This window comes from Pseudomonas sp. 9.2(2024) (assembly GCF_039695385.1).
Taxonomy (GTDB): domain Bacteria; phylum Pseudomonadota; class Gammaproteobacteria; order Pseudomonadales; family Pseudomonadaceae; genus Aquipseudomonas; species Aquipseudomonas paraglycinae.
This window is the reverse complement of sequence record NZ_CP155585.1, coordinates 4,367,154-4,387,330: the sequence shown is the minus strand read 5'-3', so window position 1 is coordinate 4,387,330 and position 20,177 is coordinate 4,367,154. Positions and strand designations below refer to the sequence as shown.

General features: G+C 61.0%; 15 protein-coding genes. 6 read left to right on the top strand and 9 right to left on the bottom strand.

Annotated elements, in window-relative coordinates:
* Nucleotides 1-14: 14 nt before the first annotated feature.
* From ABFB52_RS19655 to tssI, 3 genes are read right to left on the bottom strand one after another with little or no spacing between them, the layout of a single operon-like run.
* Nucleotides 15-1,121, bottom strand: a complete 1,107-nt coding sequence (locus tag ABFB52_RS19655) for a hypothetical protein (RefSeq protein WP_346836097.1) — start codon at nt 1,119-1,121, stop codon at nt 15-17.
* Entirely contained in the window at nt 1,118-4,366 is a 3,249-nt protein-coding gene (locus ABFB52_RS19650; RefSeq protein ID WP_305955810.1) for a phospholipase D-like domain-containing protein, read from the bottom strand. Before ABFB52_RS19650 ends, ABFB52_RS19655 begins: the two co-directional genes overlap by 4 nt.
* 2 nt (nt 4,367-4,368) lie before the next feature.
* The gene (gene tssI, locus ABFB52_RS19645; RefSeq protein ID WP_346836096.1) at nt 4,369-6,798 is read right to left on the bottom strand and encodes a type VI secretion system tip protein TssI/VgrG; all 2,430 of its coding nucleotides are present in this window, start codon (nt 6,796-6,798) and stop codon (nt 4,369-4,371) included.
* 269 nt (nt 6,799-7,067) lie between these two features.
* On the opposite strand from tssI, the gene ABFB52_RS19640 reads away from it, so the two are divergent.
* Nucleotides 7,068-8,060, top strand: coding sequence for a diaminopimelate epimerase (locus ABFB52_RS19640; RefSeq protein WP_102688662.1), 993 nt, complete (start codon nt 7,068-7,070; stop codon nt 8,058-8,060).
* A 143-nt stretch (nt 8,061-8,203) separates the two neighbouring features.
* Here the strand turns inward: ABFB52_RS19640 and codA are convergent, their stop codons facing one another.
* From codA to ABFB52_RS19615, 5 genes are all read right to left on the bottom strand, one after another.
* The gene (codA, locus tag ABFB52_RS19635; RefSeq protein WP_102688663.1) at nt 8,204-9,445 is read right to left on the bottom strand and encodes a cytosine deaminase; all 1,242 of its coding nucleotides are present in this window, start codon (nt 9,443-9,445) and stop codon (nt 8,204-8,206) included.
* 13 nt (nt 9,446-9,458) lie between these two features.
* The gene (gene codB / locus ABFB52_RS19630; protein ID WP_102688664.1) at nt 9,459-10,730 is read right to left on the bottom strand and encodes a cytosine permease; all 1,272 of its coding nucleotides are present in this window, start codon (nt 10,728-10,730) and stop codon (nt 9,459-9,461) included.
* 172 nt (nt 10,731-10,902) lie between these two features.
* Complete coding sequence (locus tag ABFB52_RS19625; RefSeq protein ID WP_102688665.1) at nt 10,903-11,715, bottom strand: alpha/beta hydrolase; 813 nt, start codon at nt 11,713-11,715, stop codon at nt 10,903-10,905.
* An 85-nt stretch (nt 11,716-11,800) separates the two neighbouring features.
* On the bottom strand, nt 11,801-12,157 hold the full coding sequence (gene queD, locus ABFB52_RS19620; protein ID WP_007955941.1) for a 6-carboxytetrahydropterin synthase QueD: 357 nt from the start codon (nt 12,155-12,157) through the stop codon (nt 11,801-11,803).
* Between the two features lie 86 nt (nt 12,158-12,243).
* Nucleotides 12,244-13,323 carry a patatin-like phospholipase family protein gene (locus ABFB52_RS19615; protein WP_129974348.1) on the bottom strand — a complete coding sequence of 360 codons (1,080 nt, stop codon included), beginning with the start codon at nt 13,321-13,323 and terminating at the stop codon, nt 12,244-12,246.
* A gap of 146 nt (nt 13,324-13,469) precedes the next feature.
* Here ABFB52_RS19615 and ABFB52_RS19610 point away from each other — a divergent pair, with 146 nt between their 5' ends.
* Genes ABFB52_RS19610 through ABFB52_RS19595 form a run of 4 tightly spaced genes read left to right on the top strand, consistent with a single transcriptional unit; the run spans nt 13,470 to nt 16,071 of the window.
* Nucleotides 13,470-13,778 carry a PepSY domain-containing protein gene (locus tag ABFB52_RS19610; RefSeq protein WP_011335107.1) on the top strand — a complete coding sequence of 103 codons (309 nt, stop codon included), beginning with the start codon at nt 13,470-13,472 and terminating at the stop codon, nt 13,776-13,778.
* Nucleotides 13,778-14,089, top strand: coding sequence for a PepSY domain-containing protein (locus tag ABFB52_RS19605; RefSeq protein ID WP_039770259.1), 312 nt, complete (start codon nt 13,778-13,780; stop codon nt 14,087-14,089). The genes ABFB52_RS19610 and ABFB52_RS19605 overlap by 1 nt, the downstream gene beginning before the upstream one ends.
* A gap of 3 nt (nt 14,090-14,092) precedes the next feature.
* The gene (locus tag ABFB52_RS19600) at nt 14,093-14,761 is read left to right on the top strand and encodes a response regulator transcription factor (RefSeq protein WP_011335105.1); all 669 of its coding nucleotides are present in this window, start codon (nt 14,093-14,095) and stop codon (nt 14,759-14,761) included.
* The gene (locus tag ABFB52_RS19595) at nt 14,758-16,071 is read left to right on the top strand and encodes a sensor histidine kinase (RefSeq protein WP_346836095.1); all 1,314 of its coding nucleotides are present in this window, start codon (nt 14,758-14,760) and stop codon (nt 16,069-16,071) included. The genes ABFB52_RS19600 and ABFB52_RS19595 overlap by 4 nt, the downstream gene beginning before the upstream one ends.
* Before the next feature lie 204 nt (nt 16,072-16,275).
* Here ABFB52_RS19595 and ABFB52_RS19590 read toward each other — a convergent pair whose 3' ends face one another.
* Nucleotides 16,276-18,423 carry a methyl-accepting chemotaxis protein gene (locus tag ABFB52_RS19590; protein ID WP_346836094.1) on the bottom strand — a complete coding sequence of 716 codons (2,148 nt, stop codon included), beginning with the start codon at nt 18,421-18,423 and terminating at the stop codon, nt 16,276-16,278.
* A 314-nt stretch (nt 18,424-18,737) separates the two neighbouring features.
* Between ABFB52_RS19590 and ABFB52_RS19585 the strand changes: the two genes are divergently transcribed.
* Nucleotides 18,738-20,054 carry a Na+/H+ antiporter NhaC family protein gene (locus tag ABFB52_RS19585; protein WP_102687106.1) on the top strand — a complete coding sequence of 439 codons (1,317 nt, stop codon included), beginning with the start codon at nt 18,738-18,740 and terminating at the stop codon, nt 20,052-20,054.
* The last annotated feature ends 123 nt before the right edge of the window (nt 20,055-20,177 follow it).

Below are 20,177 nucleotides of genomic sequence, written 5' to 3'. Positions count from 1 at the left end.
TCACGACCCGACTCTCACTGCTCACGGATACTTTGCGTCAACTTCAAAAAGCGCGGAATAACCGTTTCGGGCGGTGGCACCAGATCTTTCAGGCCGTCGGTGCCTTTCTGGAAAGTGAACATCTGCGCTGCGATCAGCGGGCTCGCGAGACCACCGACATGGGCGATGGCGAACCAGGCGCGATCCTGTTCGGTGGTTTCCGGACGAGGGTCAAGACGCCAGCCTTCGAGGGTGGTCATGCGATCGCCGATGTAGAACTTCTCCATGATCTTCGACTTTTTCCAGATTTCGGCGTCGTAGCCGGGGCGGTAGTCGGTGTCGTAGGTGCCACGGGTTGGTTTGGTCGGATCGTTTTGCGAGGCATTGATCAAACTCATGATCACGTTCGGAGTGCTGGTAAAGCGCAGGCTGTTCTTGACACTGAAACCGGTTTTGCCGTCGTCATGGATAAAGCCGTAAGGCATACAGACGCCGGGGCCTTCGGGTACTTCATAGAGGTCGCGGGCTTCGAAGCGGGCGGCAAGGTCCTTGATCCGTTGTGCGGAGTTTTCGGCGGGTTTGTTCATGTTGAAGTAGAACACCCGGTTGTTGCGCCAGAGCAGGAATTCGTAGGGCGTTTCCTTGCTGCCCAGAACGTGGGAATCGGGGATGCCCAGGTCGTGTTCATAGGTTTTGGTCTGTCGTATCTGGTCTTCCAGTTTGGTGATTTCGTTTTCGTGGTTTTTGACGATGTCGGCGCTGTATTTCATTCGCTTGATCGTTTCCAGCAGACGCTCATTGGTTTTGAGATCTTCCTCTAAGTTTTTTTTATAGAGTTCGGTTTCATGGATGATGGCATTACGTTCCCTGTCGAAATTTTCACGGGTCGTAATATCGCTGACTCTGATGGTCAGATCGTCGTAGTTGTAACTAACGAAGTCGCTCACTGCGTGAACATTTTTCGAAAAAACATGGCCGCCGGCACTTTTCATGTTGCTGCGTTCGATCGCGAAGGTTGCCCACTCAAACTTTTCTGGCGACTGGAATCGCATGCGTCCCAAGCACTCTTGCAGCTTGGATTCAGCCCAAGCTGACTGAGCGCCAAGCAGCAGGCTGGTGAAGGCAATGATGACTCGTATCATGAATTGTGCTCATTTGAATGGGGCGTCTTGCTCGCGCTTGCGATGCGAACATCGTTCTTCTTATCGTCATGGTGAGCAATGATCGTCAGGTTCAATCCCGAATCGTTATTCTCACCTTTTGTCCAGTTGATAGGTAACGCCGTGATGAATCCTTGAATCCCGATAGGGGCGGGATACGTTTTTACTCCAGCCAAGGTCTTGCTTTCCCAAAAACCTTGTTCATGGGGCAATGGGTTCGATATCTGGCCGCCTTGATCGAGATACAAAGTTGAGCGATATGTCCAGGTTGGCCAGATTGGGGCTGGAAATCCGCTCTGGTACATTTGGATCGTGGATGATTCGATTACTTGTAATCGACTGAAATTTCGCGGGATAAAGCTGAAGGCAAGTTCATAAGCTTTGGTGTTGTCAGCAGCCTGATTCTGGATCGCTCTCCAGGTCTTTTCAGCAGCAGGCTGATCGAGAACTTCGTCCGAAACAGAAAAGTGAGCCACAGGGCCATTTTGCTTCGCCTGACTCATTCCGAAGTGCTTCTTCCACAAATCCTTGCGCAACTTATTGATTGTCTTCCCTACCTTCTGGTTGTGTTTGCCGTCCAGCTTGGCGTCAGTCGATTCGCTATCGCGCACAATGACTGCCAGCTCAGAGTCACGTGTCCCGCATTGACTGCGGTCATTGATGTTGGCGCTGCCGAGAATCGCTACACGATCATCCGCGATCAACAACTTGCTGTGCACGTAGATCTGTTCAGTGACCACGCGATCGCCAAGCGTATCCCAAGTGCGCAGGTTGAGCAGGGTCAAATATTTTGACCAGTCCTGTTGGGCGTAGACGGGCTTTTTGTTGGTATCCACCCGCTCAATAATCTTCCCGGCCTCTTCCTTGCTCGCCCCGCGATCCATCATGTCCTTCATCGCCATGTGCCGTTGAATGCGTTTGACCAGACTCTGTTCGCCAAACACCAGACTTTGCATGGTCAGGTGAACCTGGTGCATGAGGTTCAGCACGTTCAGCGCACCTTCCGGATGCACCGGCAAAATCAGGTACACGTGAAACGGACGGTTTTCGGCAATCGCCCGGCCGATGCGGTCGGCCAGCGCCTTGCCGATGGTGTTGGTGAGCTTCTGTTCTTTCCCCAGTTTCTGTGTCAGCCAGCCCTGTGCGTTGGTCTGCCAGATCGTCAGAAAACTTTTGAGGAAGGTGCGGGCCTCTTCGCCGGGTTCCTTGCTGATGGCGTTGACTTCTTTCCAGTCGATCTGGGTGAAGTCCTGGTCTTCCATCGCTTCACGCAGTTTGATCCGGGCGACGAAATTCTCGTTCAAGGTGGACGGGTCGCGCAGGCTGGCCATCGGGCCGGACAGTGGCCGGCCTTCCGCCAGTTCGCCCTCGTCACCGAAGTCGGTCTGGAAGAACTGGTTCTCGATGTAGATGAAGTGCTGGGCACTGGAAATGGTCTGCAGCATGGCGCGCAGGCAGTTGTCCTGGACCCCGCCCACGTTGAAACCCTCGGGCAGCGGCAGGTTGACCCTGGCCATGTCTCGACCCTTGGCTTCCTGAGTGGTCATCGCGGCTGAAGCGCTGCGCAGCACTTGCACGCTGACTCCGCCTTGCGCTGTCTGCGGTGGCGTCGGCAGGGTCGGGGCCTGATCGATCCAGACCGGTTTGGGCATGGGCAGCTTCAGGTTGATCTGATTGTTGAGATCCAGGTGATGGGGCAGGCCGGCGTCCCTGACCAGCGTGTTGACCCACTCCATCAGGGCGACGATGACCGTGGTTTTTTCCAGGCTCTTGATCTCGGCGATGTAAGCCTGTTGGCCGTTCCAGCGGTCGATGAAGTTGCGCGACAGGTCGTACACCGACGGCCCTTCGATGCGGCTATGAACGTCCTGCCACGGCATGCGCGGCTGATCCTTGTCTAGCCGGCTGTAATCTGCCGAAGCCAGCGGCTGCGGTTGGTGTTTGAGATATTCAAAGGGCTCCCGGTGATTGGCCACGCGGTCTTGCAGCAACGCGTAAAAGTGCCCGAGCAATGAAGTGGTCAATTGGCCGATGTTGTTCAGCCAACCCATTTTCTCTGCGGGCATCGCGTCGTAACCCTTGTCGCAGAACATCGCGACAAGGCGGCCGAGATCGGTCGAGTTCGTCCAGTTGTTGATCAGCTCGTAACTCTTCAGACGCACGGAAGCCTGCAAATTGCCGGCGCTGGTTTCGACTTCGCGAATCCACACTTGAGCCTGGCCTTTGAGCGGTTCGGCCAGCGGCAGGCGCGTCCAGTTGTGTTTGATCAGCGCGGTGATATTGCGGATGGCCGCGTCGGTCAGATATTCCCTGGGCCTGGCCAAAGGATCGATGGAGGACACGGACTCCTTCAGACTTTTGCCAGCCTTCATTGCCCGGTCCAGAACGGGCAGTGGGGGACTTGCGAAGAAGTTCTGAATCGCCGCGATGGCGTTGATCACGCTGGCGCGACGGGGCAACGCCAGTTTGATGTTGGTGTTTTCTGTGCCGACGGTCGTTTCGGCCAGTGGTTTGGACAGGTCGAACAGCGTGCCCAGCAGCAGACCGGCTCGACTGACGTGCTTGTTCATGTCCATCCAGCCCAGATGCGGGATCCCCGGGTTATACGCATCGTTACCCTGGCGGTCGACGGCGCTGAGGCTGAAGTTGTTGTCATCTCGACGACCGTAGGCCAGGTCGATACCGCCGACATAGCCGATCTTGTTGTCGATCACCACGCACTTTTGGTGATGGGAAAATGTCGAGCCCAGACCCTTCATGTCGCTTTGCTGGATGGCCGGGGTGCAGAAGGCGCGCGGCACTTTCAGCCCGGCGTTGAGCTGGAAAACCGCGAGCATGGTTTCGAAGTCATGAGTGCCGACGCTTGCCGCCGGGCTCAGCCACGGCATGACAAAGACTTTCAGTGTCGGGTGCGCCTGGAGGGAGTTGTACAAGCACTCCCACAAGGTCTGCTTGCCGTCCAGGGTCACATCGTAGTTGACCTGCCAGCCAGTGATGAAAATCGAGGTTTCGGCCTTGGCGATTTTCTTGGCCAGATCCTTGTAGTAATCCTCGCCAGTGGTGAAAAAACGTACCTGGTTGCCACTGCGCTTCGGCGCGAAGGCGGACTTGTCCTGTATGAAAAAGTCCGGCGCGTTGACGGCGGGCAGCGCTTTGCAGGCGGCCGTGTTGATCTGGCTGACTTCCTTGTGGCGAACGCCGTTGTAGGGGGTAGCGGAATCCGTCATGGTCATTCGTCCGTGCTGTGCAGGCGGCTGTACAAGTCGCCGTCGGTGAGCAAGTCCTGCTTGCTGCGTTCGTTGCTGGCGGTGTTGATGGTGCGGTGGTGGGTGCTGTCATGAAAGTCGAGGGCAGCGAGAGCGAAGCGCTCCTTGTCCGCATCCGCCGGTTCGTCATGCAGGGCCACGGGCACGCGTTGCCCCGGATAGCACAGCCACAACGGGCCGGCTTCGGCATAAGCTTTGGAGAGTTTCAGGCGTTGCGGTTCGTCGATATTGACGCGTCCGTTCTCGTCGGTCTGACCTTCGAGCAACGGTTGATCCACGCCGTCCTGGACGATCTGCCAGAGGGTGTGGGCCAGCGGGAAACCTTCATCGCCGGGCACATCGGTCAGGGTAATGTCGAAGAAGTATTCCCGTGGCTCGGGCTTGGTCGGCAATACGCCCGGTTGCGCGGGCGCCATGAGATTGCCGGCCTTGGCCGACGGCGCAGGGATCGGCAACAGCGGCATCAGGATCGCAATCCCGGAACCTGTTCCCGCCGAACCACCGGCATTGATCTTCACCACCGGCCCGACCACCGTGATGCCGCCGCCATCGAGTTTGATGAAGCTGCCACCCGCCTGGAGGGTCAGTTCGCTGCCGGCCTCGATGACCATTTTGTCCCCGGCCTTGAGGTGGATTTCCTTGCCTGCACTGGTCAACTGAGCGGTGCCGAGTTTGATGTGCTGGTCCTGGTTAACGGTCAGGTGATCGCTGGCTTTCACTTCCACTTTGCGATCGGAAATCGTGGTGCGGTGTTCTTCAGCCTTCAGCTCGGTGTAGGTGTTCTTCACCACAGTGTCGTGACGTTCATTCCCAACGCGGATCTTCTGGTCGTGTTCGACGTTTTCATCCCAGTCGCGCTGGGCGTGGATGAAGATTTGTTCGGCGCCTTTTTTGTCTTCGATGCGCAGTTCGTTGTAGCCACCGCCGCCCGGGGAGCTGAGGGTTTTGAAGACGCTGCGGGTTTTGTTCGCCGGCAGGGCGTACGGCACCGGGTTTTCCTTGTGGTACAGGCAGCCGGTGACGAGGGGCTGGTCGGGGTCGCCTTCGAGGAAGGTGACGAGGACTTCCATGCCGATGCGCGGGATGGAGATGGCGCCGTAGCGGTCGCCGGCCCAGGAGCTGGAGACGCGCAGCCAGCAGCTGGTCTTGTCGTCGGCCTGGCCTTCGCGGTCCCAGTGGAATTGCACCTTGATGCGGCCGTACTGGTCGCAGTGGATTTCTTCGCCTTTGGGGCCGGTGACCATCGCGGTCTGGCTGCCGAGCACGCGGGGTTTCGGGTGTTCGAGCGCGGGGCGGTAGAACACGTCCCACGGGGTGGCGAGGAAGGTGTTGCGGTAGCCCTGGTGGAAGTCATCCTTGTTGTCGGTGGTGTCGCTGGTTACCGACTCTTCGAGGACTTGCGGTTGTTTGCCTTCGTGGAAGATTTCGGTGAGCAGCCACAGGTCGTTCCACTCGCTGCGCGGGTGGTCGGACATTTCCATGAAGTGGCCGCTGACCAGTCTGGTCTGGTCGCCGCGACCTTCGGCCTGACGGTAGTCGGCGCGGTGGCGTTCGAGGGCGCGCTGGCTGAGGAACTTGCCGCGGGCGCGGTCGATGAAGCGGCCGGGGTAGTCGTAGTCTTCCAGATCCGGTTCAGCGTCTTTGCTATCAAGAGCGCCGTCCGGTTTGTACGCGGCCTCCATTTGCAGGCGCGGTTTCTCGAAGTCGTAATCGCGGCGGGTGGTGCGGCTGGTACGGGTTTCCAGGCGCAGCTTGAAGCCTTTGATCACCGGTTCTTCGGCGACCATGCCGCTGCCTTGCACGTACGCGGTCGGTTGGCCGAGGTTCGGGAAAACCGTCTGGTCATCGCCGAACACCAGCAGGTGGCCTTTCTGGCTGTGCTGGAAGTGGTAGTGAATGCCTTCTTCTTCGCACAGGCGCTGGACGAAGTGCAGATCGGTTTCGTCGTACTGCACGCAGTAGTCGCGATCCGGGCACGGCTGGCTGAGCTGGAAGCTGTAGGCGTTGCCCTTGATGCCGTGCTCGTCGAGGATCAGCGCGATGATTTTCGGCGCCGACATCTGCTGGTAGATGCGCTGGTTGGTGCGGTGATGCAGGTATTGCAGCTGCGGCACCAGCGAGACTTTGTAGCGGGTCAGGCGCTTGCCGGCATCGCCCTGGGCGACGCGGTAGATCTGGCCGTGGATGCCCGAGCCCTGCGGATCGAGGGCGAGGAACGCCTGTTTGTGCAGGAGTTTTTCCAGGTCCAGATCCGGGTTTTCGCTGACCAGTTCCAGGTCGAAACGAAACGGCTGGCTGATGCCTTCGGTGCCGGTGAACGACAGCACTTGCAGGTCGCAAACGTAGTCCTCAACGGTCAGGCTGAAGTGCGTTTCGTTGGCTGGACTGAACATTTGACGCTCCTTGAGGTGAAACTGAATCTCCTGAAAGTTCTAACCTCGGCGAAAGCCTGATCCAGAACCGAGTCGGATCATAAAGGCTTAAAGTTGCGCAAAAAGTTGCGCACATGCCCTGAAAGCCGCGGTTCATAAGGCCTGTTCGAAGTTGCTACGAGATGTTTCTTGGCAAAGTGATATCACTTTTGCTGATATTTCCACGTGATTGTGGATCCCGTCAGGCGATAGAGTGGAGCGCTGACAGCAACCTGAACGCAGGAAACGAGATGGCAACGTTTTACGATGCGCGCGGCAATATCTACGGCGTGGTTTCACCCCTACAGGTACGTGAGGCGGGCATCGACCTGCCGGCCAACGCACAAGAGGCGGCGTCATCCAGAGCCATCTGGAGCGAGCAGACCATCGCGACATTCTGCCAATGGCCTGATTCAATCCGGCCCGCCGGAGCCAGGCATCATCGCAGCGATGGCTTGCTGATCGGCCCTTTTCAGTCCTTGGCACCCTTTGATCTGCTGATCGTCAACACCGACGGCACGCTGGCTGAACGCAGCGGCAACGGTCTGACGATTTTTTCTCAGGCACTGCTTGAGCAGGGGCTGATGCCAGAGCAGGGCGCATCGTTGCAGGTGCATCACGACAAACAGGATGCGCAGTCGCCCGTGCCGATCTCGGTCAAGCCGGCTGAGGTCGCGGGCGTGCAGGGCTTCTGGCTGGATCTCGGGCAACCCGGATTCGGCCCGGCAGCCGTCAGTGCGCTCGGCGTTGAACCGGTGCCGTTCAATGGTGTGGAAATCAGCCGTGTTCGACCGTTGGCGCAACTCGATCCCGGCTGGGCACACAGTCAGTTCGTGAGAATCGGCAATCCGCACTGCGTGACGCTGCTGGAGGACGAGGCGGCATTGCCGAGCAACGAACAGATGCTTGAGTCGCCGCTGGCGGACAGTCTGACCGCCATCGCCTTCGCCGTGCCCACCGGCGCCGGCCAGCCGTGCCCGGCCGGGGTAAACCTGCAATGGGCGATACGTGCTGGCGATCAACGCATTGTGGCGCGGGTATTCGAACGGGGCGAAGGCCCGACCGCCTCATCCGGCACCAGCGCCAGTGCAGTGGCAAGCGCGGCGTGGCGGGTGGGCTGGGTGTCTGCGGGAGAAGTGCAGGTGGTGATGCCCGGCGGAACCGCGCCGATCCTGCTGGAGGAGCGCGACGGAGAACTGCTGCGAGTGCGCCTGTTCGGCACGGCGCACACGACAGAAAAGTGAAGTCCCTTTCATGATCGTCCCCCCGGGAACGATGGATCCCTTGGGCTTTACTGTGAGCCGGTTCGAGGCGGTTGTCGCCTGTCAGATCTGACAGGCTGGCTCTTTCGATTCGCGATAAAACCGGCGCGAGCAATAACCGCCACTCAACCCTCCACGAACTCCACCACCGGCATCTGCCGCTTCATCAGCACCTCGCCATTGCGGATCGAGTACAGCGGCAGGCCCTGGCTGCGGATCACTTCGTAGTCGCTGTCCGCCGACAGGATCAGCAAGTTGGCCGGGCGGCCCTGTTCCAGACCGTAGCGTTCGCCAAGGTGCATGGCCTTGGCGCTGTTGTCGGTGACCAGATCCAGCGCGCTCTGCAGGTTGCGATAACCGAGCATGTGGCAGATGTGCAGGCCGGCTTCGAGTACCCGCAGGATGTTGCCGTTGCCCAGCGGATACCACGGATCGACGATCGAATCCTGACCGAAACAGACGTTCATCCCGGCTTCGAGCAGCTCGTTGACGCGGGTCACGCCCCGGCGTTTCGGGAAGTTGTCGAAGCGCCCTTGCAGGTGAATGCTTTCGGTCGGGCAGGAGACAAAACTGATCCCCGAATGCCCGAGCAGGCGGAACAGTTTGGCGCAGTAGGCGTTGTCGTAGGAGCCCATCGCCGTGGTGTGGCTGGCGGTCACGAGGGCGCCCATGTCGCGGCTGCGGGCCTCTTCGGCCAGCACTTCGAGGAAGCGCGAATGCGGGTCGTCGGTTTCGTCGCAGTGCACGTCCACTAGGCAGCCGGTGCGCTCGGCCAGATCCATCAGGAACTTCACCGAGCTGACGCCCTGGTCGCGGGTGTACTCGAAATGCGGAATCCCGCCGACCACGTCAGCGCCCATGCGGATCGCTTCTTCCATCAGCTCGCGCCCGTTGCGGAACGATTCGATGCCTTCCTGAGGGAACGCGACGATCTGCAGGTCGATCAGGTGACGGCTTTCCTCGCGCACTTCGAGCATCGCCTTGAGCGCGGTGAGTTGCGGGTCGGTGACGTCGACGTGGGTGCGCACGTGCTGAATGCCGTGGGCGGCGAGGGTCTGAATGGTTTTCTTCGCCCGGGTCTTGGTGTCTTCCTGGGTGATGGTGACCTTGCGCTCGCCCCAGCACTCGATGCCTTCGAACAGCGTACCGCTCATGTTCCAGCGCGGCTCGCCGGCGGTCAGGGTGGCGTCGAGGTGAATGTGCGGCTCGACGAAGGGCGGCACCACCAGGTTGCCGCCGGCGTCGAGGTCGTCGGGGCCCAGGGTCGGCGCTTCGGTCTGGCGCGCGATGCTGCGGATCAGGCCGTCTTCGAGGTGCAATTCGTGCAGACCTTCCTGGTTGCGCAGTCGGGCGTTGATGATGTGCATCGGGCGAATCCTTTTATAGATCTTGTAGAGGGGCGGCCGCGTTGCGGGCGCCGAGCAGGCCGGTCACTGCGATATACGTTAACGCGGCAACGGCGATGCCGACCAGCGGCGCGACCCACGGCGAGCCGAACGCCGCGACGGTACCGGCCGCGTAAGCCGCGAGCCCCGGCCAGTTGAACGCCGGTAACCGTGCGTCGGCCAGACGCGGATAACGCCCGCGCCAGCGGTAGAAAAAGTCCGCCATGATCACGCCGCCAATCGGCGGGATCACCGTGCCGAGCAGGATCAGATAAGGCACCAGCATGTCGTACATGCCCAGCAACGCGAGCGCGGTGCCGATCACGGCGCCGGCCAGGGTCACGGTCTTGCGGCGACCGGTGCGCAGCAGGTTGCAGCCGGCGACGGCGAAGTTGTAGATGGTGTTGTCCTGGGTACTCCAGATGTTCAGCAACAGCATCGCCATCGCCGCCATGGCGAAGCCCTGCAACAGCAGCACTTCGACCACGTCGGGCTGTTGATAGACGATCGCACCATAGGCACCGATCAGCACCATCAGGCCGTTGCCGATGAAAAAACCGATCAGACTGGCCAGCACCGCGACCCGTGCCGAACGGGAAAAACGCGTCCAGTTGGTGGCCTGGGTCGCGCCGCTGACGAAGGTACCGAATACCAGCGTGATGGCGGTCGACCAGTCCAGCGAACCGCTGGGCACGACGCTGAGCAAACCGTCGAGGCCGCCGACTTTCACGGTCGCGACCCACATCGACAGCATCAGCAGCAACATCATCGCCGGCACCGCGATGTACGACAGAATCTCCAGCCCGCGATAACCGACATACGCCGTGGCGCAGAACACCAGGCCGAACAGCACCATCAGCCCCAGCACCGTGGCTTCGTTCAAATCGAAATACTTGCCGAGCACCACCGCCGCCGTCGCGGTGCCCCAGGCGTACCAGCCGATCTGGGTGAACCCGAGGATCAGGTCGCTGAGCTTGCTGCCGACTTCGCCAAAACAGAAGCGCCCCATCAGCACCGAATTCAGCCCGCTTTTGAAGGCGATGTAACCCAGGCCTGCGGCGTACACGCCGAGCAGCAGGTTGCCGATGATGATGACGGCGAGCATTTCGCCGAAGTTGAACGCCACGCCGAGCTTGCCGCCGGCAAACATGGTTGCGGTGAAGAAGGTGAAGCCCAGCAGCACCATCGCCGTGGAGGCCAGGCCTTTGCGCGCGTGCATCGGCACTTCACTGAGGGGGTAATCGTTGCCGGGATCGTTTTGCGTCATGGGGCGTTCCTTGCTGGAAAGGGGAGGACGCGAAGTGGTTGCAGCGGTCGTGCCAAACGCAATGTTGCGGGTATTTATAGACGAGGCACGGATGATCGGCGCGAAAGCAGTGCATCGGGCGCCGCACCGAACCATGTGGGAGCAGCTGTTCCCACAGGGTCACGGGATTGGATCAGAGGAACCGCAGCAGCGCGGCGACTATGGCTTCAGGCGCATCTTCCTGCACCAGATGCCCGGCATTCGGGACCGGATGAAACTGCGATCCCGGAATCATCTTGTGCAACTCACGCCCGCGTTCGATGGGGATCCACTGATCCTCTTCGCCCCAGAGAATCTGCACCGGGCAACGGATCGTCGGGTACAGCGGCTGCGCCTCCAGCGTGTAGCGCTGATCCATCTGCGCGATCTGCCGGTAGAACGCCGCTTGCCCCGGATCGCCCAGCCACGGCTGGACGTAGGGCGCCAGTTCATCGTCGGGAATATCCCGCTGGATCGCCCCGCGAATATAGGTCGGCACAATGGCGCGCTGGATGTAATCCGGCAGGCCGCCGAACGCCGCTTCATGCTGGCGCACGTGCTGCACGAACGGCGAACCCCAGGGTGTCAGCGCGACTGGGTCGATCAGGGTCAGGCTGCGGTAATCCTTGCCGTTGAGCAGGTGCGCGCGCAGCACGGTGGCGCCGCCGAAGTCGTGGGCGACCACGTCCGGGCGTTGCAGATTCCAGTGATCGAGCAACTGCGCAAGCAATTCGTTCTGCACGCCGAGGGAGACATCGGCGTCCGGTTGCTCGGATTGGCCGTAGCCCAGCAGATCGAAGTAATGCACCCGATGCGTGGCGAAAAAGTGCGGCGCGATGCGGTGCCACACGTAAGACGAGAAGGGCGTGCCGTGCACGAACACCAGCGGCGGGCCGTCGCCGCGCACCCCGTGGCGAATCTGTCGCCCGTTGAAATCAAAGATCTGATCCAGCAGCCAGTCCCTCATGGGCCTGTCCTCTTGGCGGGTTCGAGCCAAAAAGCATAGGCGTAAAAAAACCACCGGTCTCGGTGGTTTTTTTGTGTCGCGGGAATTACTCGCCGCGATAGATGCAACCGCTGGTGCAGGTCTCGTGGATGCGGATCGCACTGAGTTCCGGCAGCAGGGGCTTCAATTCATTCCAGATGAATTTGGCCAGCACTTCGCTGGTCGGGTTCTCGAGGCCCGGAATGTCGTTGAGGTAGTTGTGGTCCAGACGCTCGTACAACGGCTTGAAAATCGCTTTGATCTCGGAGAAATCACGGATCCAGCCGGTGTGCGGATCGAGGTCGCCGCTCAGGTGAATCGCCACTTTGAACGAGTGACCGTGCAGGCGTCCGCACTTGTGGCCGTCCGGTACGTGGGGCAGGCGGTGGGCGGATTCGAACGTAAATTCCTTGAAGATTTCCACAGTGATTTCAGCTCTGTTCAGATGGCGTTCGCCGCAGCGAATTCGGGCAGGCGGCGAGTTTATCAGCTTGTTCCCGGCTGTGCTGACTAAAGGGTCAGCAAGCGCTCGGCGAGGCGACCATTGGCAGTCAGTTCAAGGAACTCATCACCCAATCGGCGACTTTCGTCCATCGCCGCGCGCCAGTATTTCTGCCGGCTCGGCGCATCGCCCATGAAGCGTTTGAAGTCGTTACGGTCGGGGAGTTTGCCGTAGGGCAGGCGCGCCAGGTATTCCTTCGATGGCGCCAGCAACAGCACGTCCTGCAAACGCTCGACCGAAGCTTTGCGCCACGGCAGGGTCTTGTCGAACCAGCCCGGAATCACCCGGTCGGTGAAGTGCGGATACAGCACGATGCCGTCGCCGCTGTAGGGCAGGTCGAGGTGATAGTCCAGCAGACCGCCGTCGCGGAACGTGCCGGCACCGGCGCCCGGCAGGTCGCGCACGCCTTCCATGACCATCGGGATCGAACCGGACGCCAGCAGCGCCTGACGCAGGTTGCCGGCATCGAGGGCGACGAAACGTGACGGGAAGTCATTCAGCGCATGCACCGGCGGCGCCAGGCGCGGGTCGTGGATGATCAGCCGTTCGAAGTGCCGCGACAGCCGCGCACGACCCCGCAGGTTGTCGGCGATCACCGAGCCCAGCGCCAGCCCGAGCCGGCCGCGATGGTCGTCCGCCAGCCCGCCGTGGCTTTTGACCACCATGATGTTCAAGCGGTAATGGGCGTTGGTCAGAAGGCTGGTGTCGCGGCCGTCGAGCAGGTCATCGAGCATTCGCTGCGAACTGCGGCTGACGTCGCCGATGGTCACGCCTTTGTTGAAGTTCTGCTCGGTGTACAGATGACCGAGGCGGCGGATGCCTTCGGCGGCGTCCGGCAGACAAGCGCTGGCGAAGCGCCAGGAACCCACCGACGCACCGATCAGCGAACGCTCGCGCGGCGCCGCCGGCAGCCACTCGCCGAACAACGCCAGATCCAGCCCTTGAATCCCCAGCGCCTTTGGCCCGCCGGCAGCACCGGGCAGGGTGCCGACGTCGGCGGCGCTCAGGCCTTGGGCACGAATACGCGCCATGGCCCTGGGGCCGGCCTTGAGGGTGAGGGCAGGGAACTTGATGTGAATGGCGGTCATACCGGTCTCGATCGTTAGCAAGCGAAAGATTATAAGCACATGTTGCCGTGGCTGCAGGAGCAGGCCCAATGATGGCCATTCAGTTTCAGTTAAGTTCGCACCGTTAAGGTGCCGACCGTAGCGACACATAAAAATACGGAGACACCATGAAAACCCTGACTGCCCTGACCCTCGCCTCGATCATCGGCCTCGCCGCCAGCACCGTTCACGCCCGCGATCTCGGCCCGGATGAAGCCCTGCGCCTGCGCGACGCTGGTACTATCGTCTCCTTCGAGAAGCTCAACGCCACCGCGCTGGCCAAACACCCGGGTTCGACGATCACCGACACCGAGCTGGAAGAACAGTACGGCAAGTACATCTACCAGATCGAACTGCGTGATCCGCAGGGGCTGGAATGGGATCTGGAACTGGATGCGGTGAGCGGGCAAGTGCTCAAGGATCATCAGGATACGTAATGAAGGTTAATGTTCGCGCCACCCGCCGTACGGCATTGGCGCTGGTGATGTTTTGCTCGACGGCGATGGCCCGCGACCTGGGGCCCGACGAAGCCCTCAATCTGCGCAAGCAGGGCGTGATCCTGCCGCTGGAGCAAGTGCTGCAGCAGGCGATGGATCGTTATCCCGGCGCGAAACTGCTGGAAGTCGAGCTGGAAGAAAAACACGACGTCTACATTTATGAAGTCGAGTTGCTGACCGTCGAAGGTGTGGCCCGCGAGCTGCACCTGAAGGCCGACACCGGTGAACTCGTGAAAGACAAGGAAGATTGACCGATGCGCTTGCTTCTGGTGGAAGACCACGTACCGCTGGCTGACGAACTGCTCGCCGGCCTGCAACGTCAGGGCTACGCGGTGGACTGGCTGGCGGACGGGCGCGATGCGGTCTATCAGGGCAGCAGCGAGCCCTACGACCTGATCGTCCTCGACCTCGGTCTGCCCGGCGTGCCGGGGCTTGAGGTGCTGGCGCAATGGCGCGCCGGCGGTCTGACGATTCCGGTGCTGATCCTTACCGCCCGTGATTCCTGGGCCGAGCGCATCGAAGGCCTGAAGGCCGGTGCCGACGATTACCTGACCAAACCTTTCCACCCGGAAGAACTGTATTTGCGCATCCAGTCGCTGCTGCGCCGTTCCAAGGGCCAGGCCAACCAGCCGACGCTCAAGGCCGCCGGTCTGCACCTGGACGAGGGCCGTCAGTGTGTCGTGCGCGACGGTGCCGATATTCAGCTGACCGCCGCCGAATTCCGTCTGTTGCGCTACTTCATGCTGCACCCGGAGCAGATCCTCTCCAAAAGCCACCTCGCCGAACACCTCTACGACGGCGAGACCGAGCGCGATTCCAACGTGCTGGAAGTCCACGTCAATCACCTGCGGCGCAAGCTCGGCAAGAGCGTGATCGAAACCCGTCGCGGCCAGGGTTATCTGTTTGGCGGACAGGCTTCGTGAGATCGATCCAGCGCCGCTTGAGCCTGGGGTTGATCAGTGTGCTGGTGGTCGTCGGCGTGCTGCTGGCGCAAACCAGTCTGTGGTTGTTCGAAGTCGGATTGCAGCGCTATCTCGAAGCCGGCTTGCGTAACGACAGCGAGAGCCTGCTGGTGGCGCTGGTTCGCGGCCCGCAAGGCTTGCAGCTGGATGAGCGGCACTTGTCGCCAGCCTACCAGCGACCGTTTTCCGGGCATTACTTCCGCATCGATTTCGCCGACAGCCATTGGCGCTCCCGCTCGTTGTGGGATCAGGATCTGCCGCTGCTCGAACGCTCCGGCCTGCACAGCAACCTGCAACTGGGGCCGGACGGCCAGCAATTGCTGGTGCTGCGTTCGGACTATCGACGGCTCGGCCAGTCGATTTCCATCAGCGTGGCCCAGGATTACACGCCGGTGCGCGAGAGCTTCCAGCGCATGCGCCAGATCGGTCTCGGCCTCGGGCTGGCCGGGTTGCTGCTGATTCTGTTGCTGCAACGCCTGACCGTGCGCCGCGCGTTGCGTCCGCTGGAAAAGGCTCGTGAACAGATCGCCCAGTTGCAGCAGGGCCAGCGTTCACAACTCGATGAACAAGTACCGGCGGAACTGGAGCCGCTGGTGGCGCAGATCAACCATTTGCTGGCGCACACCGAAGACAGCCTCAAGCGCTCGCGCAATGCCCTGGGCAATCTCGGGCACGCGCTGAAAACCCCGTTGGCGGTGCTGCTCAGTCTGGCATCGAGTGAAAGGCTCGACGCGCATCCGGAACTGCGCAAGATTCTCAAGGAACAACTGGAGCAGGTTCAGCAACGGCTGAACCGCGAGCTCAACCGTGCGCGGCTCTCTGGCGATGCGTTGCCGGGAGCGCTGTTCGATTGCGACGCCGAGCTACCGGGGCTGCTGTCGACGTTGAACATGATCCATGGCGAGCATCTGGAGTTGAGTTACGTGGCACCGCCGGGCCTGCAATTGCCGTGGGATCGTGAGGATCTGCTGGAACTGCTTGGCAACCTGCTGGACAACGCTTGCAAATGGGCGGATGCCGAGGTGCGGTTGAGCGTGGTCGAAACGGCCGAAGGTTTTGTGCTGAGCGTGGAGGATGACGGGCCGGGGATTCCCGAGGCGCAGCGGGCTCAGGTGTTCAGCCGGGGAGCGCGGCTGGATGAGCAGACCCATGGGCATGGGTTGGGGCTGGGGATTGTGCGGGATATTGTCGAGACGTGGGGTGGGGTTTTGGTGTTGGGCGAAAGCGAGTGGGGTGGGTTGAACGTGGAGATTCAGTTGCCTCGGCGGTAGCCTTTAAAAGCCCCCTCACCCTAACCCTCTCCCGGAGGGAGAGGGGACTGACCGAGGCGGATGTATGGGATACATCGACCTGAAAGTCCTGAGTCGAACTCAGGTTTTGAACACCTTGGAGATCTGCTCCCTTTCCCCCTCGCCCCCTGGGGGAGAGGGCTGGGGTGAGGGGGATCGATTTAACTGACACCCCACATTCAAGAATCAAACCCGAAACTGATCCATCAAACTCTGCTGCTGATTCGCCAGGCTATTGAGCGACTGACTCACCCGCGCCGATTCATTCGCCTGTCCCGAGAGCGACTCCGTCACATCACGAATCGTCGCCACGTTGTTGTTGATCTCTTCGGCCACCGCGCTCTGCTCTTCGGCAGCGCTGGCGATCTGCAGGTTCATGTCGCTGATCACCGTCACCGCATCGCCGATCTGACGCAGCGCGGTCACGGCCTGGCCGACCTGTTCGACGCTGCCCTGGGCCTGACGATGGCTGTTGCCCATCGAGCCGACCACGTCCTGGGTGCCGTTCTGCAATTGCTCGATGACCTGACGGGTTTCTTCCACCGACTCTTGGGTGCGGCGGGCGAGGTTGCGCACTTCGTCGGCGACCACCGCAAAACCGCGTCCGGCTTCACCGGCGCGGGCGGCTTCGATGGCGGCGTTGAGAGCCAGCAGGTTGGTCTGTTCGGCGATGGCGCGGATGGTTTCCAGCACGGTGCCGATTTTCTCGCTGTTGGCGGCCAGGCCTTCGACCTGCACCATCGCTGCGCTCATGTCGGCGGCGAGGGTGTCGATGCTGGCGGTGGTGCGGTCGATCACGGTCAGGCCCTGACGGGTGGCGCGGTCGGCATCCTTGGCGGCTTCGGCGGCTTGCGCGGCGCTGCGGGCCACGTCTTGGGCGGTGGCGCTCATTTCGTGGGACGCGGTGGCGACCTGATCGACCTGACGGTATTGCTGCTCCATGCCGGCGCTGGTCTGAGTGGCGATGGCCGAAGACTGATCGGCAGTGTTGCGCGCGTCCTGCACCGAGCGTTTCACCTCGGCGATGATCGGTTGCAGCTTGTCGAGGAAGCGGTTGAACCAGCCAGCCAGTTGACCGAGCTCGTCCTTCTTGTCGTAGGCCAGACGGCGGGTCAGGTCGCCTTCGCCGCTGGCGATGTCTTCCAGCATATGGGCCACGCCGAGGATCGGTTTGGTCACGCTGCGGGCCATCAGCCACACCAGCAGCAGGCCGATCAGCGCGGCGAGCACGCCCAGGCTCAGTTCGATGAGGGTGCCCGAGGTGTTGCTGGCATCCAGTTGCTGCTTGAGCGCTTCGGCGCGGCTGACCAGCACTTTCTCCGGCACATCGAGCAGCACGCCCCACGACGGGCCGCCGGGAATCGGCTGGAACGGCGACAGCACTTTCAGTTGCGCGTTGCTGTGCAGGCTGCTGACGGTGTGGCTCGAAGCGAGCAGGCGCAGCAGCTCGGCGCCGCTGGTGGTGTCCACGGCATCCAGGCGCTGGCTGAGTTTATTGGCATCCGGGCTGTAACCGGCGAGCAGGCCGGCGGGGCTGATGATGCTCACGGCGGTCTGGCCGTCGTAGAGCTTCTTGCTGGCGCTCTGGCTGATCGCTTGCAGGCTGTTGAGGTTGATATCCACCGACAGCGACGCGATGACTTTGCCGTTGACCATCAGCGGGAACACGATGCTGGTCATCAGCACCTTTTGCCCGTCGATCACATAGAAGTAGGGTTCGATCACGCACGGCTTGAGCGTGGTGCGCGGGCAGGTGAACCAGGCGTTGGCGGCCTGGCCGGTGGGGCCGGTGCTGGTGTCGGTCATGTCGCTTTCCGGCAGGGCCATCGAGGTCACCTTACCCGGGGTCGGCTGCGACCAGTACAGGGCGAAGCGGCCCTTGTCGTTGCTGCCGAGTTCTGCCTGGCCGGCAAACAGTTCGTCCTTGCCGTCCAGCGCGTTGGCTTCGAACACCAGCGACAGGCCGAGCAGATCCGGATTGGCCTGCAGCGCCGATTTCACCTGACGGGTCATGTCCTCGCGCAAGTCGAAGGCATCGAGGAAGCGCTTCTCGGCCTGTTCGCGCAGGAACAGCACCTGACGCGAGAACCCGTGGCCATATTGATAGGCGTCCATGAACTGCTGGCGAATGCCCGCTGCCTGGACTTCGCCCTGGGATTCGATGCGGGCCTGGGCCGATTCGGTGAGCATTTCCATGCTCGAAGCTTTCACCAGTTCGGAACTGTGCTCCATGCGATACAGCGAAAGACCCACCAACAGGGTCACGATACCGGCCAGGCAGAGCCCGGCGAGCAGGGTGATTTTCCATTGAATGGAAAGTTGTCTGAGTGACATGGAAACGTCCTTATTCGATAAATATCTGAGACTTTGCACTGTAACGGCCGCGGTTCGGCTTTCTTTATGGCGTAAATGCAATAGGGCGAATTGACGCATGTTGTGGCGGATATGCCTTGTTCAGCGGATTGATCATGGAAAGTTACACAGTGTTGCGACCAGTCGCTTTGACACTGCGCCCGCGCTGCGGCACAGTGCGCGCCCTTCTAATAAGACCCTCTATGCAAATCCGCTGGCGACCCTCGTGGCTTGTCGGCCGGACTCATCCTGTCTGGCGGTGAATGGCTTTACCGTCGTGTTTTCGAGGTAGTGAAATGAATGCAGTGATTGCTGCGGTCGGCGTCATGCTGATCCTCAGCCTGTCCCGGGTGCATGTGGTGATCGCGTTGATCGTCGGTGCGCTGGTTGGTGGCCTGACCGGTGGTCTGGGCATCGACGCCACGCTCAAGGCCTTCAACAGTGGCCTGGGTGGCGGGGCGACAGTGGCGTTGTCCTACGCGTTGCTCGGCGCTTTCGCCGTGGCGATTGCCAAGTCCGGTCTGGCCCACGCGCTGGCCGACAAGGCTCTGGCGATGGTCGACCGCCAGCATGCGACCGGTGGCGGCAGCGTCAAATGGATGCTGATCGGCCTGCTGTGGGTGGTGGCGATCGCGTCGCAGAACATCCTGCCGATTCATATTGCGTTCATTCCGCTGCTGGTGCCGCCGCTTTTATATGTACTGACCAAGCTGCAACTGGACCGCCGGTTGATCGCCTGCGTCATGACCTTCGGCCTGATCACGCCGTACATGTTCCTGCCGGTTGGCTTCGGCAACATTTTCCTCAACGAGATCCTGCTGGCCAACGTTGCCCGCAGTGGCGTGGACATCAGCGGGATCAACGTCACCCATGCCATGGGGATTCCGGCGCTGGGCATGCTGGTGGGGCTGGGCATCGCCTTTATCAGTTACCGCAAGAAGCGCGTATACGACCTGGGAAAAATCGAGCAGGTCGAGCAGGTGGCAGTGCAGTACAACCCGCGCAGTCTGTTGATCGCCGGTGTCGCCATTGCCGCAGCTTTCATTATTCAGTTGCTGCTGGATTCGATGATTATCGGGGCGCTGGCCGGTTTCCTGATCTTTTCGGCGTCGGGCATCGTCAAATGGCGCGAGACGGATGACCTGTTTACCGAAGGCATGAAGATGATGGCGATGATCGGCTTCATCATGATCGCCGCTTCCGGATTCGCCGAAGTGATGAAGGCCACTGGCGAGGTGCAGACGCTGGTCGAGTCTTCGGCGTCGTGGATCAACCACAGCAAGGGCATCGGTGCGTTGCTGATGCTGCTGGTCGGTCTTCTGGTGACCATGGGCATAGGCTCGTCGTTTTCCACGGTGCCGATTCTGGCGGCGATTTTCGTGCCGCTGTGCGTGCAACTGGGTTTCAGCCCGATTGCCATTGTCTGCATCGTCGGCACGGCCGGGGCCTTGGGCGATGCCGGTTCGCCCGCGTCAGACTCGACCCTTGGCCCGACCTCCGGTCTGAACATCGACGGCCAGCACCACCACATCTGGGACACCGTTGTTCCGACCTTCCTGCACTACAACCTGCCGCTGCTGGCGTTTGGCTGGGTGGCTGCGATGGTCCTTTAACTCCCGTGATCGTTCCCACGCTCTGCGTGGGAATGCAGCCCGGGACGCTCCGCGTCCCAAAGCGTGACGCAGAGCGTCACAAGAGGCATTCCCACGCAGAGCGTGGGAACGATCGGCGTCGAG

Bases quoted from the DNA above. Each gene is read 5' to 3' on its own strand.
- ABFB52_RS19615 (WP_129974348.1), bottom strand. From the start codon at position 13,323: ATGACCGCCATTCACATCAAGTTCCCTGCCCTCACCCTCAAGGCCGGC.
- ABFB52_RS19605 (WP_039770259.1), top strand. From the start codon at position 13,778: ATGAAGGTTAATGTTCGCGCCACCCGCCGTACGGCATTGGCGCTGGTG.
- ABFB52_RS19655 (WP_346836097.1), bottom strand. From the start codon at position 1,121: ATGATACGAGTCATCATTGCCTTCACCAGCCTGCTGCTTGGCGCTCAG.
- ABFB52_RS19600 (WP_011335105.1), top strand. From the start codon at position 14,093: ATGCGCTTGCTTCTGGTGGAAGACCACGTACCGCTGGCTGACGAACTG.
- ABFB52_RS19650 (WP_305955810.1), bottom strand. From the start codon at position 4,366: ATGACGGATTCCGCTACCCCCTACAACGGCGTTCGCCACAAGGAAGTC.
- ABFB52_RS19640 (WP_102688662.1), top strand. From the start codon at position 7,068: ATGGCAACGTTTTACGATGCGCGCGGCAATATCTACGGCGTGGTTTCA.
- ABFB52_RS19610 (WP_011335107.1), top strand. From the start codon at position 13,470: ATGAAAACCCTGACTGCCCTGACCCTCGCCTCGATCATCGGCCTCGCC.
- tssI (WP_346836096.1), bottom strand. From the start codon at position 6,798: ATGTTCAGTCCAGCCAACGAAACGCACTTCAGCCTGACCGTTGAGGAC.
- ABFB52_RS19590 (WP_346836094.1), bottom strand. From the start codon at position 18,423: ATGTCACTCAGACAACTTTCCATTCAATGGAAAATCACCCTGCTCGCC.
- codA (WP_102688663.1), bottom strand. From the start codon at position 9,445: ATGCACATCATCAACGCCCGACTGCGCAACCAGGAAGGTCTGCACGAA.
- ABFB52_RS19585 (WP_102687106.1), top strand. From the start codon at position 18,738: ATGAATGCAGTGATTGCTGCGGTCGGCGTCATGCTGATCCTCAGCCTG.
- codB (WP_102688664.1), bottom strand. From the start codon at position 10,730: ATGACGCAAAACGATCCCGGCAACGATTACCCCCTCAGTGAAGTGCCG.
- ABFB52_RS19625 (WP_102688665.1), bottom strand. From the start codon at position 11,715: ATGAGGGACTGGCTGCTGGATCAGATCTTTGATTTCAACGGGCGACAG.